The organism is Salipiger sp. 1_MG-2023 (genome assembly GCF_030547555.1).
In the GTDB taxonomy this organism is placed as follows: Bacteria; Pseudomonadota; Alphaproteobacteria; order Rhodobacterales; family Rhodobacteraceae; genus Salipiger.
In genome coordinates this window covers 22,310-34,128 of record NZ_JAUOQN010000050.1, presented here as the reverse complement: position 1 = coordinate 34,128, position 11,819 = coordinate 22,310, and the positions used below count along the sequence as shown (strand labels likewise).

Below are 11,819 nucleotides of genomic sequence, written 5' to 3'. Positions count from 1 at the left end.
CAGCGCGACTGACAAGCTCGGCCCGCCGGTGAGCGCGAGGCCCGTCGTGAGCTACACCATCAGTTGGGACATCATCTTCGCCAGCCATTGCGGCAAACATCGGGGCTGGTTGTCAGCTTGTTGGAAATGGCGGGATTTGATGGACCGGTGCCAGACTACAGCACGCTGCGTCGGCGTCAGAACCTGTCGGTTTGTGGATATCCAGTCCGGGGAACGTGCTGTCTTGCCTGCGGTCTCTGCGCCAGTCTTGAGGGCCCGGTGCCGTCTGCGATCATGGGGGCGCAGGACGTGGAGGGGCGATGTTGCGGAGCGGCGCGGCGAAACGGGTCATTCCATCGGTGGCGGCTGATCGACGATGTCGCGTCGGGCATTGCATACGCTGCCTTGCGCCGCCGCAGTCATGCAGGGCTGTGGCGGCGTACGCAATTGGGATCTGAGTAGCTGAGTTGCGGCGGTCTCGTCAGGACGTCCAGATCCATGACGTATCGTCGGGTGTGAGGCCGACAACCAGTATGGAAAACTGATCCGTCATCAGCGTAACCCCAAGTGCACCCGGTATCTCGGAAATCTCGGAGAGGGGCGTGCCGTAGATCTCGATCGTGTCCTCATGAATGCTGAAATCCCGGATAGTATCGGATCCGCTGCCGCTGGCAAACACGAACCGATCCGCCCCTGTCCCACCCCAGAGCAGGTCGTCTCCGGCACCTCCGACAAGCATGTCCTCGCCAGAGCTGCCATGCAGGGTGTCGTCGCCGCCGCCTCCGAAGATCGAGTCGTTCCCCGCGCCGCCCCAGACATAATCGGCGCCCTCAGGGCCAGTCTGGGCGCTGTCGGTGTACAAATCGTTGCCGCTGCCCAGCCATGCGCGATCCGCGCCCTCGCCGCCGCGGAGGGTATCGTCGCCGTTGCCGCCCCAGAGGTCATCGTTTCCGACGCCCCCCATGATGCTGTCGTCGCCGTGATCGCCATAAAGCGTATCATCGCCTCCGCCCCCGTGCAGGGTGTCGTTACCAGCCCCGCCCCAAGCCATGTCAGCCCCGTAAACGCCGCCTTGCCGCGTGTCGCTATAGAGGTCGTCTCCATCTCCGAGCCAACTGCGATCTGCGCCGTTGCCCCCGCGCAGGGTGTCGTCGCCGAGGCCTCCGTAAAGGCGATCCGATTGCGTATTTCCCAAGAGCAGATCGCGACCGGCGTTGCCAAGAAGGCTGTCCGACCCTTCGCCGCCGACAAGGGTGTCATCGCCTTCGTTGCCCCAGACAAGGTCTGCGCCGGCCCCGGCCTCGACGAGGTCTGCCCTTGGGCCGCCGACAATGTGGTCGGCCGTATCGCTGGGCAGCGCCGCCTCGTACCAGCCGCGATCCGCCAGATCCTGCACGATCAGCCGGGCCACAGACTCGGCGGCGGACTGGCTGATATGCCAAAGGTCCATCGGCGCGGCAACGTAGGTCTCTGCTGGCAACCTCTCTGCGTCCAGCGGCAGGGCTTGCGTCCAGTCGATCACATGGCCGGGCCAGCGCGCAGCCATTTGCGAGGCGATGGACACAGCAAGACTGCCGGTCCCGGAGGATGTCGGGGATCCGTAGGGCAGGATCGGCGGCAGAATGACAAACCTGTTGTGCCCGATCGCATCAATCGCGCTCTGAAGTTCAGCCAGATAGCCATCAATATCATAGGCACCATTGCTGAAGCGCAGACCATTCCAGCTGCCATCCCAGATCACCGTCACACCCGGCAGCAGGTCGCTGTCTTCGGGGCTGGTGATACGATCCGCGACGCCTTGCATGGTCGATGACCCCACGGCGGTGCTTACCACCCCGTAGGGTCCGACCAAGGCTGAAATCTCTGCGGCAAGGCTTACGCCGCTGGCCCCCGCCATCAGACTGTCGCCCTCTAGCCTGAGAAACTGTTGTGAGGGCATCGGCCATGTCCAATCAATTCAAACCGTTGCGAGGAGATGTTTTTCGACGCGAGCTGTCAAGCGAAACAATGCCCTGCTGAGCCGCGCTGGCGTGCCCTGAAAATTGTCGCCTGTGCGAAAGACGCCGGGTGGATGACCGCTGATGAGGTTCAGGCGATTCGACGTCGAGTCCCTGATCGTTGCCAGCGCAGCCTGACGCCCGATGTCATCGACAGCCCCGGCCAGCAGGCCGATGCCGCAGGCGATGCGGCGCAGAGCCTTCATCAGGCGGTCAACTAAGAGGAGGTTTTCAGTGTAAAGGAGGCGGGGCAGCCACGCCCAGACATGATGCTGTGACTGGGCTGACCCCGGATGCGGCGGCTGGCTGCCTTATCTCGACGCTTCTGAAACAAGCCAGTCTTGCGATCTGACGCTGGGCAAACGTCGGGGCGGGACCCATCGCAACGTGACGCGGCGAAATGGCCTGTGCGTCCAGGGGAAAGACGCACAGGCCTCGTCGGTCCGTGAGTGCCGGAATTGCGAGGGACGGGTATGTCGCAGCATCACGATCCCGCCGTATCCAAACGCTAGCACAACCAATAAGAGTGTGACTATGGTAATTTTCGCGCATACGCGGATTTCCGCGCGGCGCAATTTACTTGAAGCTGCGGCTGTCCTTGATCTGATCCCAAGCCCAGACCACCTCTTGCAACTGCTCTTCCTGACTGCGATCGCCGCCGTTCATGTCCGGGTGCAGCACCTTGATCAGCGCCTTGTAGGCCTTGCGCACATCGGCCTTGGTTTCGGCCCGTTCGACATCGAGGATCTCCAGCGCCCTCTTTTCGGTCGGGGGCAGGCGGCGGCCGCCGCCGGTCGGTGCATTGCGCCCTGGGTTGCGCGTGGCGTTGTCGCCCAGCACCTGATGTGGGTCTTCGATGCCAAGCCGGGCCCAGGCGCGGGCCTCGGGGTCGCGGTAATCCTTGGTCTTGCGCTCCCACACCTTGTCGGAGCTTTGCTGCGCGTTCATCTCGGCTTCGGTCTTGCCGTCAAAGAAGCTCCAGCGCGCGTTATACTCGCGCACGTGGTCCTTGCAGAACCAGAAGAAGTCATCCAGCACGTCGGGCGCCTTGGGGGCACGGAATTTGCCCGGCTCGTTGCAACCGTCATGGTCGCAGATGCGGGTAGAGGTCTCCTGCTCGCCGGTCATCCCGCGGCGGCCCCGCGGGTTCTTCTTCTTAGAAGACTTCACCGACATATCGAAACCGAAGGGGTCGCTTTTGCTCATGGTCTTACCTTTTCGACTCGGACGAGGGAGTTTAGACAATTGGACGACGGATTGAAGAGGGCAGGAGCCGAAAAGTGACGCGAGCCGAAGAAATCGAAACCCGCCTGCGGGCGGCGTTCACCCCGACAGAGCTGGTCATCCGCAACGACAGCGCGCAACACGCCGGACATGCCGGGGCGGATGGCGATCCCACCGGCGAAAGCCATTTCCACGTGCGCATGCGCGCCCCGGCCATGGCTGATCTGAACCGGCTGGCGCGCCATCGGGCGGTGCATGGCGCGCTTGGCCCGGATCTGACCCGCGATATTCACGCGCTGTCGCTCGATCTCGACGCCTGAAACACGGGGCATCGGTTCGCCCGCACATTCAGCTTGCGGGCGGGCGCTCTTCGGTTTTGGGCTCCGCGGGGGGCTCGCGCGATTGATCCTCATCGGTGGACGGCGGGGGCGGCTCCAGCCGCAGCGGCCCGCTGACCGGCGGCGCATTTTCCGAGCCGCGCGCAAGGTCGGCGGCAGAGGCCAGCCTGCGCCCTTCGAGCGAGGCGGGCTCGGCGCGAGCGCGGCGGAACACCAGCAGATTGCGCCAGACGTTTGCGGTCGAGGTCAGGCCGCTGCGTTCCTCGCTGGGCAGGGTTTCGGCGCGCAGATATTCCCAGCCCTGCGCCGCCATGTCGTTCATCGCCCGTTCGATGGCATGGGCGAAGCGTCCTTCGGCGGATTTCACTCCGCGCGCCTTCTCGCCCTTCTGGGGGGCGGGGACGACCTTGTACTCGTAGCTTGTCATGCTGGACCGCTCTTGTTTCGTCGCGCGCACCCTATCAGGGCCGCGCGGGGGCGTCACCCATGCGCCGCGCAAAAAGCGGGAAACGGCTTATGGGCCGCTTCCCGCCGAAGGTCTGAAATGTCTTGGCAGCTAAGCAGTTTCGACCGCGCCCGATCAATCCTGGATGCGGCGCCGAGCGTCTCACGGACCCGGTGACACAAGCCTAACACCGGCGTGAGGCGCAGCGCAGTCAGGTTTTCCCTACGTCAGCGCTGATCGGGGTCCGGTATACCCGACCCGCCTTGGCGCATCTCGACAAAGGCCTTGGCGGCGCGGGCGATCACCAGCTCTTCGTTGGTGGGTATCACCATGACCCGCGCGCGGCTCAGATCGGTCGAGATCATCGTATCGCCCGCCGCGTTGCGCTCGCGGTCAAGCTCGAGCCCGATCCAACCCATGCCCTCGCAGACGCGTTCGCGGATCAGGCGCGAGTTCTCGCCGATGCCGCCGCAGAACACCAGCGCGTCAAGCCCGCCAAGCGCCGCCGCAAGCCCGCCCAGCTCGCGCCGGATGCGAAAGACGAAATAGTCGATGGCCTCGTTGGCCTGCGCCGTTCCAGCGGCTTCAAGCGCGCGCATGTCGTTGCTCAGCCCCGACAGGCCAAGCAGGCCGGATTTGCTGTAGAACATCTCGCGCACCTCGTCGATGCTCATGCCTTCCTGCTGCACGAGGTAGAAGATGACGCCGGGGTCGATCTGCCCGGTGCGCGTGCCCATCGGCAGCCCATCCAGCGCGGTAAAGCCCATGGTCGAGGCCACCGAGCGGCCATTGATCATGCCGCACATCGACGCGCCATTGCCCAGATGGGCAACGATCACCCGCCCGTCGTGGATCAGCGGGGCGATGCGTTTCAGCTCGCCGCCGATGTAGTCATAGGACAGCCCGTGAAAGCCGTAACGGCGCACGCCCTTGTCGTAATAGGCGCGGGGCAGGGCAAAGACGTCGTTGACCTTGGGGTGGGTGCGGTGAAAGGCGGTGTCGAAACAGGCGACCTGAAGCGCGCCGGGAAACGCCTCCATGGCGGCCTCGATGCCGGCAAGGTTATGCGGCTGGTGGATCGGCGCAAAGGGCGACAGGCGGCGCAGCTCTTCCATCACCTCGGGGGTGAGCCGCATCGGCCGGTCATAGCTTGGCCCGCCATGTACCACGCGGTGACCGACAGCCGTGGCCTTTGCCTCGGGGAAATGCTGGCGCAGCACGGCCAGCGCGGTGGCCAGCGCCGATTTGTGATCGCGGGCCTCTGCCGGGGTCAGATCGCGGCTGAGGGGCGGCATGCCGGGGCCGAAACTGGCCTTCAGCTTCGGGGTCTTGCCGATGGACTCGATCAGCCCGACGGCCATTTCGACCGGCGCAGCGCCAATCGAGAACAGCCCGAACTTGAGCGAGGAAGATCCGGCGTTGAGGGTCAGCGCCACGGGGGTGTTGGTCATCTGTCTGGTTCCGGTCAGGCGGTGATGGAATAGCCACCATCGATTTCGTGCACGCCGCCGGTGAGGTGGCTGGCCTCGGGCGCGGCGAGAAAGGCGGCCATGGCGCCGACGTCTTCGATGCTGGCAAGCAGGTGCATCGGGGCGCGGTCTGTGGCGTCGGCCAGCATCCGGTCGAATTCGCCGATGCCCGATGCGGCGCGGGTCTTTAGCGGCCCCGGCGACAGGGCGTGCACCGAAATGCCCTTGTCGCCCAGTTCGGCGGCGGCGTAGCGCACGGCGGATTCAAGCGCGGCCTTCACCGGCCCCATGATGTTGTAATTCTTGACCACCCGTGTCGAGCCGGAAAACGACACGGTCAGGCAGGTGCTTCCCCGGCCCATCAGCGGCTCGGCCAGCCGGATCATCCGCAGGAAACTGTGCACCGACACATCCATCGCCATGCCGAAGCCATCGGCGCTGGCGTCGATGACGCGCCCGTGCAGGTCGTCCATCGGGGCGAAGGCAATCGAATGCAGCAGCGTGTCGAGCTTGCCCCATTTTTCTGTAATCTGTGCCATCACCGCTTCGAGCTCGCCCGGTGCGCTGACATTCATCGGCGCGATGATCTGCGCGCCAAGCTCTTCGGCCAGAGGGCGGACAAAGCGTTCAGCTTTGTCGTTGAGATAGGTGATGGCAAGGTCGGCGCCCTGCACGCGCAGCGCCTTGGCGCAGCCGTAGGCGATGGAATGCTCGTTGGCGATGCCGACGATCAGGGCCTTTTGCCCGGCAAGTGAGAACATCTGTCGATCCCTTTGAGTCGTTAGGCCGTTTTGTCCTCCCCAACGTGGCCCTTAGACCCGGCGCGTGGCGATTCTGCATTGCGGCAAATCAAGTGCGACGACTGATCGGGACCAATAATCAGGCACAGGTCAGGCGGAGGCGAAGCCAGACCGCAAAAACCGCACCCTCGCGCCCGTGCCTTTGGGGTCGATCCCGAACAGGCTTGGTCGTGCCTCGAAATAGCCGCGCCACGACCCTTCTGGCAGGTCCTTGAGCACGGTTCCATGCAGGTGGTGAATCCGTCCGCCGAATTCGGACAAAAGCATACCTTTGCCTTGTTCACTGTGCTTGGCGATGAGCAGCTTTATGGCTTCGTCAAGTTGCGAGGGGCGTCGCGTCGGCGACACCGGCTTTGCGCTCGCGTCAATTGCCGGCTGTGCCTCGGTCGGGAGCTCGAAGAAATCCGAGCAGGCCGCGCGAAACTGTTCCGGTGCCTTTCGCTCTCCGACACCGACGACCTTGGCGCCGCGCTCTCGCAGGCGCTGCGCAACATGGGTGAAATCGCTGTCCGACGTGGCAAGTACAAACGTCTCGATGCCGAGGGCCAGAGCCAGTTCCATCGCGTCGATGCTCATCAGCAGATCGGTGGCGTTCTTGCCGCCGCCCGCATGGACGAACCGCCAGCCGGGGGCTTTCAGCCAATCCGAACCGCCAGCCATCACGCCATAGACCCGGGCAACGTCGAGCTGCCCGATGCTGCGGGCGGCCCGCAGAATGCGCGCGGCATGTTTCGGTGAGATATTGTCGCCGTCGACAAGCGCGGCGGCGCGGGATGGAAGGGTGTTCATGACGAACATCTGATGCAGGGTTGCGGCGAAATTTCGGCAAATTCCGGGAAGTTCAACGCCCATGAAAAAGGGGGCGAGCCTTGCGGCCCGCCCCCTTCGTTCTCGCGTGACCAAGGGATGTCAGTGCGAATTATAGGCGTGCTTCTCATGCACGGCAGCGATGACGACCGTGCCGAAGGTGATGACCGCAGCCAGCAGCAGGAACAACATCATGACTGCGGGCTTGTCGGCGAAGGTAAAGACCGCCTCGGCCCCGTCCCAGCTGGTGATCGGAGAGGTGTTCATAAGATCTGTCCTTTCTTATTCGGCAGGGGCGGCAGCAACGCCGGCCGGAGTGGCCACGTTGATCGGCCCGGTGACGTAGTTTTCGGGATAGGCCGAGACCGGCACCTTGACGATGTCCAGACCCTTTTCCTGAATGTGATCGGGCACGCGCAGCAACCCGACCGCGTTCAGCACGAAGGACACGACATAGCCGGGCAGGAAGCCCAGCACCGCCATGGTGGCCGCGCCGACGATCTGGCCCCAGAGCGAAACCGGGGGCATGCCGTCGATGTTGGGATAGCCGCCAGCAAAGATGCCGCAGGCCACCACGCCGATCAGGCCGCCGATGCCATGCACCGGGAAGGCGCCAACCGCATCGTCGATGCCCATCTTTTCAAGCCAGACCGCAACCATCGGCACGACGAAGCCTGCGAAGGTGCCCAGAACGAAGGCAACCGGCGGGTAGTAGACATCAAGACCGGAAGCCGCCGCAAAGATGCCGATCAGCGCGCCGGACATCATCCAGAACGGATCGCGGGTCTTGACCCATGCCCCGATGATGCCGCCTGCCATGCCCATCAGCGTGTTGAAGGCGAATGCCGACAGCGTGGTGGGCTGGCCGTAGATGTTGATCCACTGTTCGCCGGGCATGTAGATGATGCACCCGCCAAGAAAGCCGAAGAAGCCGACGATGATCAGCATCAGGCCGGTGATGGTGAAGGGCACGTTATGCGCAAAGATCGCATTGGCACTGCCGTCCGAGTTGAACTTGCCGACGCGCGGCCCGAGGTTCAGCAGCACGCCAAGCGCAAAGAAGCCCGCGACCATGTGCACGACGCCTGCCGCACCCACGTCGTGATAGCCGAACTTGACGGTCAGCCAGCCCTGCGGATGCCAGCCCCATGCGCCGCCAAGGATCCAGACCACCGAGCCCAGCAGGATGGCAAGGATCAGGAAGCCCGCGGTCTGGATGCGCTCGATCACCGCGCCCGAGAAAATCGAGGCGGTGGTGGCGGCAAACAGCGTGAAGGCCGCCCAGAAGATGCCGGTGGCGTTGTCGGTCAGGTTCGGACCCATCGACAATTCCCACGGCAGGCCCGCCGCGTCATCGGCCGGCAGCAGGCCGTTGTAAAACGACAGGTAGATGTACCAGCCGAAGAAATAGAAGGTCGGCACCATGAAGGCGAAGGCGAGGATGTTCTTGATCCCCGATGCCAGCACGTTCTTGACCCGGCTTGCGCCCATCTCGTAGGCCAGAAAGCCTGCGTGGATGGCGATCATCAGCGCGGTACACCACCAGTAGAAGATTTCCGAATTGATCGTGCCCGACATCGCGGTGCTGCTTTCTAGCGCAGCAAGCCGTTCCGTCAGGGCGGCGAGTTCCTGTTCCATTGTCCTATTGTCCCCATTGGTCTGTTTGCGGGAGATATCTTTTGACAGGGCTTGTGCTCGCCCCTGCGCCCCACAGTGAAGAAAGTTTCCTGTCGGCAAATCTCGGCATGGGGCGGGGGTGGAGGAATCCCCAGTTTTGTTCGATCCAAGGCAAAATCGCCGTGTGTTTGCGCAATTTGGCGGCGTTGTGCGAATCATGCCTGCCTGTTGGGTAGGCGAATCTACCCTTGAGAATAAAAATTTCCCGCTAGGAATAACTTTCACTGGACAGAATGCGAGTCGCCAAGGCTGTCTTTGGGTCAGACAAGCACACAGCAGGGACGCGAATTCATGGATATCGAAAGCTTCGTCGAAGAACCGGGCCGCGATGAAAAGATCAAGGCGGTGCGCGCAAGGATCGACGCGCTGGGCATCGAATACCTTTATCTTCAGTTCGTGTCGGTCACCGGCAAGATCATGGGCAAGGGCATTCCCGCCGACCATTGGGAAAGCGTCGCCAAGAAGGGCTTTCAGCTGGTCTATGGCTCGACCGTGAACCTGTTCACCAACCGCGAGGGCAATTATCTGGGCTATGGCCCCGAGGCGGCCGAGCTGGTGGGCATCCCCGAACCCGAGACTTTCATGCAGCTGCCATGGGCGCCGGAAATCGGCCGGATGTTCTGTACCCTGTTCCGCAACCGCGAGGAAAAGATCGATCCCGGCGCTTATCTGACTGCGGACAGCCGTGGCAACTTGCGCCGCCTGCACAAGGAGTTTCAGAAAAAGCACGGGCTGCAGCTGCGTATGGGCACCGAGCCCGAGATGATGTGGCTCAAGTACGACGAGAACGGCAAGCCGTCCGAGGGCGTCTCGAAACCCTATTGCTACCACATCCACCAGTTCGAGGCGCTGCGCCCGGTGTCGATGCAGGTGATCCGCTATGCCCGCAAGATGGGGCTGGACATGATTCAGGGCGATCACGAAGACGCGCCCGGCCAGCTAGAGCTGAACTGGGCCTTCGATGACGTGCTGCGCAACGCCGACCGGCTGACCACCTATCGCCAGCTTTGCGCGCAGGTGGCGCGGGAAAACGGCATCTTTGCCTGTTTCATGACCAAGCCGTTCATGGGCGTGTCGGCGTCTGGCTGCCATCACAACATGTCGCTGTGGTCTGCCGGAGAGGATGAATTCCGCCGCACCGGCAACGATCCCGACAACCTGCCGGGAATGGCGGAAAACTACATGTACGTCAAAGGCGGCGACAACACCTTCATGCCCGACACCGACGATCCGCAGATGCCGGGCAAGACCGGTCTCAAGGCGATTGGTGGGGTGGTGCAGCATCTTCAGGCGCTGACTGCGATCGGGGCATCGACCGTCAACAGCTATCGTCGGCTGTGGGATACCGGTTTCTGGGCGCCGGTGTTTTCCGACTGGGGCTTTCAGAACCGCACCACCGGCTTGCGGGTTTCGGCGCCGGGGCGGTTTGAATACCGCTCGGTGGATTCCATGGTGAACCCGTATCTGATGGGCACAACCCTGCTGGCGGCGATGGATGACGGGCTCGACAACAACCTCGATCCGGGCGAGCCCGAAGAGCGCAACATCTACGAGGCCATCGAACAGGGCAAGAAGGTCAAGAAGCTGCCGATGAGCCTCGGCGAGGCGCTGATCCATCTGGAAAACGACGAGGTGGTGCAGCGCGGGCTTCCGGGCGAGATGTTCCGCCTGTACCATGAATACAAGAGCGATGAGTGGGCGCGGTTCATGTCGACCGTGACCGACTGGGACAAGGATACCTATATGGAATGCCTGCCATGAGCCTTGAAGCGCAATTCCCGGACGCGCCGTTTCTCGACGTGGCCAATCCGGGATTTTCCCTGCGCTCCGCGCCGGTGCGCGCGGCGCGCAGCAAAAGCTGGTACGCCCGCACGCCCTATGGGCTTGCGGTGCTGCGCCACAAGGAAATGGGGCAGTTGCTGACCCACAAATCGCTGATTCAGGGCAGCCATGCGTGGCCGGCGCTGAACGGGGTGACCTCGGGTGTCTTCGCCGATTGGTGGAACAACACCATCCTCGTGCGCGAGGGCGACGATCACTGGCGGCTGCGCAAGCTGGTGAACCCGGCGTTTTCGCCGAAGATCGTCAAGGCGCTGATGCCGGAATTCGAGCGTATCGCCAATGATCTGGCGGATGGGTTCATCGCGCGCGGCTGCTGCGATTTCATGGCCGAATTCGCCGACCCTTATGCGGCGCGGGTGCTGTGCCTGCTGCTGGGCCTGCCGGAATCCGAGGCGCCGTTCATTCTGCGCACCTCGGCCACCATGGGGCTGGCGCTGGGGGTGAATTTCCCGGATCTGGTCGACGAGATCGAGGCGGCGACGGTCGAGCTTGGGGCCTATATCTCGGACGTGCTGAAGCAGCGTGAGGCGTCGCCCGGCGATGACATTCTGTCGGTCATGGTGCAGGCGCGCGAAGATGGCGACCGGCTGAGCCATGACGAGCTGTGGAACCTTGCGCTGATGCTGGCTTTTGCCGGGGTCGACACAACGCGCAACCAGCTGGGGCTTGGCTTGTCGATGTTCGCGGCGCATCCGGATCAATGGGAGGCGCTGGCGCATGATCCATCGCTGGACATGGCGGCGGCGACCGAGGTGATGCGGATGCGGCCCACCATCACCTGGGTGTCGCGCGAGGCCATCGAGGATTTCGAATACGGCGGCATCACGGTGCCCAAGGGCACGGTGCTGCATCTGTATTCCGAGAGTGCGGGCACGGATCCCGAGGTGATGGGCGACGCCGGGTTCGATATCACCGCGAAGCGGGCGCGCAACTTTGGCTTTGGCGGCGGGGTGCATCACTGCCTTGGCAATCTTGTGGCGCGCAACGACATGGCGGTGGCGTTCCGGGTGCTGTCAGCGCGTATGGGCGCGCCTGTCATCGGCGAGGGCGCAACCTGGCTGGCGGACAGTGGCAACACCGGGCCGATTGCCTTGCCGCTGAGCTTTTCGCCGCGCTGAGGGGCTTGGATATTTGGAAAGGGGCGTGCCGGGGATGGCGCGCCCCTTTTGCGCTCGTGGCGCCTTGGGAGGGCTTGGCGTGGGGGCCAGCCCCCACACCCCCGGAGTTTAAGGGCAAGATGA

At 63.4% G+C, this 11,819-nt stretch carries 12 protein-coding genes and 1 pseudogene; 4 read left to right on the top strand and 9 right to left on the bottom strand.

Annotated features, from left to right (window positions below; translation table 11 throughout):
* Nucleotides 1-81: 81 nt before the first annotated feature.
* Nucleotides 82-180, top strand: a pseudogene (locus Q4543_RS19065) (transposase); the annotation flags it as partial.
* A gap of 280 nt (nt 181-460) precedes the next feature.
* On the opposite strand, the gene Q4543_RS19060 reads toward Q4543_RS19065, so the two are convergent.
* The 3 genes from Q4543_RS19060 to Q4543_RS19050 form a co-directional block, all read right to left on the bottom strand.
* Complete coding sequence (locus Q4543_RS19060; protein ID WP_303440913.1) at nt 461-1,918, bottom strand: calcium-binding protein; 1,458 nt, start codon at nt 1,916-1,918, stop codon at nt 461-463.
* A gap of 18 nt (nt 1,919-1,936) precedes the next feature.
* Nucleotides 1,937-2,182, bottom strand: coding sequence for a hypothetical protein (locus Q4543_RS19055; protein WP_303440911.1), 246 nt, complete (start codon nt 2,180-2,182; stop codon nt 1,937-1,939).
* Nucleotides 2,183-2,552: 370 nt separating this feature from the next.
* Nucleotides 2,553-3,182 (bottom strand): J domain-containing protein, encoded by a 630-nt coding sequence (locus Q4543_RS19050; protein ID WP_216005489.1) that lies wholly within the window; start codon nt 3,180-3,182, stop codon nt 2,553-2,555.
* Nucleotides 3,183-3,256: 74 nt separating this feature from the next.
* Between Q4543_RS19050 and Q4543_RS19045 the strand changes: the two genes are divergently transcribed.
* Nucleotides 3,257-3,520 carry a BolA family transcriptional regulator gene (locus Q4543_RS19045; RefSeq protein WP_216005490.1) on the top strand — a complete coding sequence of 88 codons (264 nt, stop codon included), beginning with the start codon at nt 3,257-3,259 and terminating at the stop codon, nt 3,518-3,520.
* A 28-nt stretch (nt 3,521-3,548) separates the two neighbouring features.
* Here Q4543_RS19045 and Q4543_RS19040 read toward each other — a convergent pair whose 3' ends face one another.
* The 6 genes from Q4543_RS19040 to Q4543_RS19015 all read right to left on the bottom strand — a co-directional run bounded on the left by Q4543_RS19040 (nt 3,549) and on the right by Q4543_RS19015 (nt 8,697).
* Nucleotides 3,549-3,965 carry a DUF4177 domain-containing protein gene (locus Q4543_RS19040; protein ID WP_303440907.1) on the bottom strand — a complete coding sequence of 139 codons (417 nt, stop codon included), beginning with the start codon at nt 3,963-3,965 and terminating at the stop codon, nt 3,549-3,551.
* 245 nt (nt 3,966-4,210) lie between these two features.
* Nucleotides 4,211-5,434, bottom strand: coding sequence for an acetate/propionate family kinase (locus Q4543_RS19035; protein ID WP_303440905.1), 1,224 nt, complete (start codon nt 5,432-5,434; stop codon nt 4,211-4,213).
* 14 nt (nt 5,435-5,448) lie between these two features.
* Nucleotides 5,449-6,213 (bottom strand): enoyl-ACP reductase FabI, encoded by a 765-nt coding sequence (fabI, locus tag Q4543_RS19030; protein WP_303440903.1) that lies wholly within the window; start codon nt 6,211-6,213, stop codon nt 5,449-5,451.
* Between the two features lie 129 nt (nt 6,214-6,342).
* Nucleotides 6,343-7,041 carry an NYN domain-containing protein gene (locus Q4543_RS19025; RefSeq protein ID WP_303440901.1) on the bottom strand — a complete coding sequence of 233 codons (699 nt, stop codon included), beginning with the start codon at nt 7,039-7,041 and terminating at the stop codon, nt 6,343-6,345.
* Between the two features lie 120 nt (nt 7,042-7,161).
* The gene (locus tag Q4543_RS19020) at nt 7,162-7,326 is read right to left on the bottom strand and encodes a hypothetical protein (protein WP_216005495.1); all 165 of its coding nucleotides are present in this window, start codon (nt 7,324-7,326) and stop codon (nt 7,162-7,164) included.
* A 15-nt stretch (nt 7,327-7,341) separates the two neighbouring features.
* A complete protein-coding gene (locus Q4543_RS19015) occupies nt 7,342-8,697 on the bottom strand; it encodes an ammonium transporter (protein ID WP_216005496.1) in 1,356 nt (451 codons plus the stop codon).
* Between the two features lie 330 nt (nt 8,698-9,027).
* Here Q4543_RS19015 and Q4543_RS19010 point away from each other — a divergent pair, with 330 nt between their 5' ends.
* On the top strand, nt 9,028-10,497 hold the full coding sequence (locus Q4543_RS19010) for a glutamine synthetase family protein (RefSeq protein WP_216005497.1): 1,470 nt from the start codon (nt 9,028-9,030) through the stop codon (nt 10,495-10,497).
* The gene (locus tag Q4543_RS19005) at nt 10,494-11,696 is read left to right on the top strand and encodes a cytochrome P450 (protein ID WP_303440898.1); all 1,203 of its coding nucleotides are present in this window, start codon (nt 10,494-10,496) and stop codon (nt 11,694-11,696) included. The genes Q4543_RS19010 and Q4543_RS19005 overlap by 4 nt, the downstream gene beginning before the upstream one ends.
* Nucleotides 11,697-11,819 lie beyond the last annotated feature (123 nt).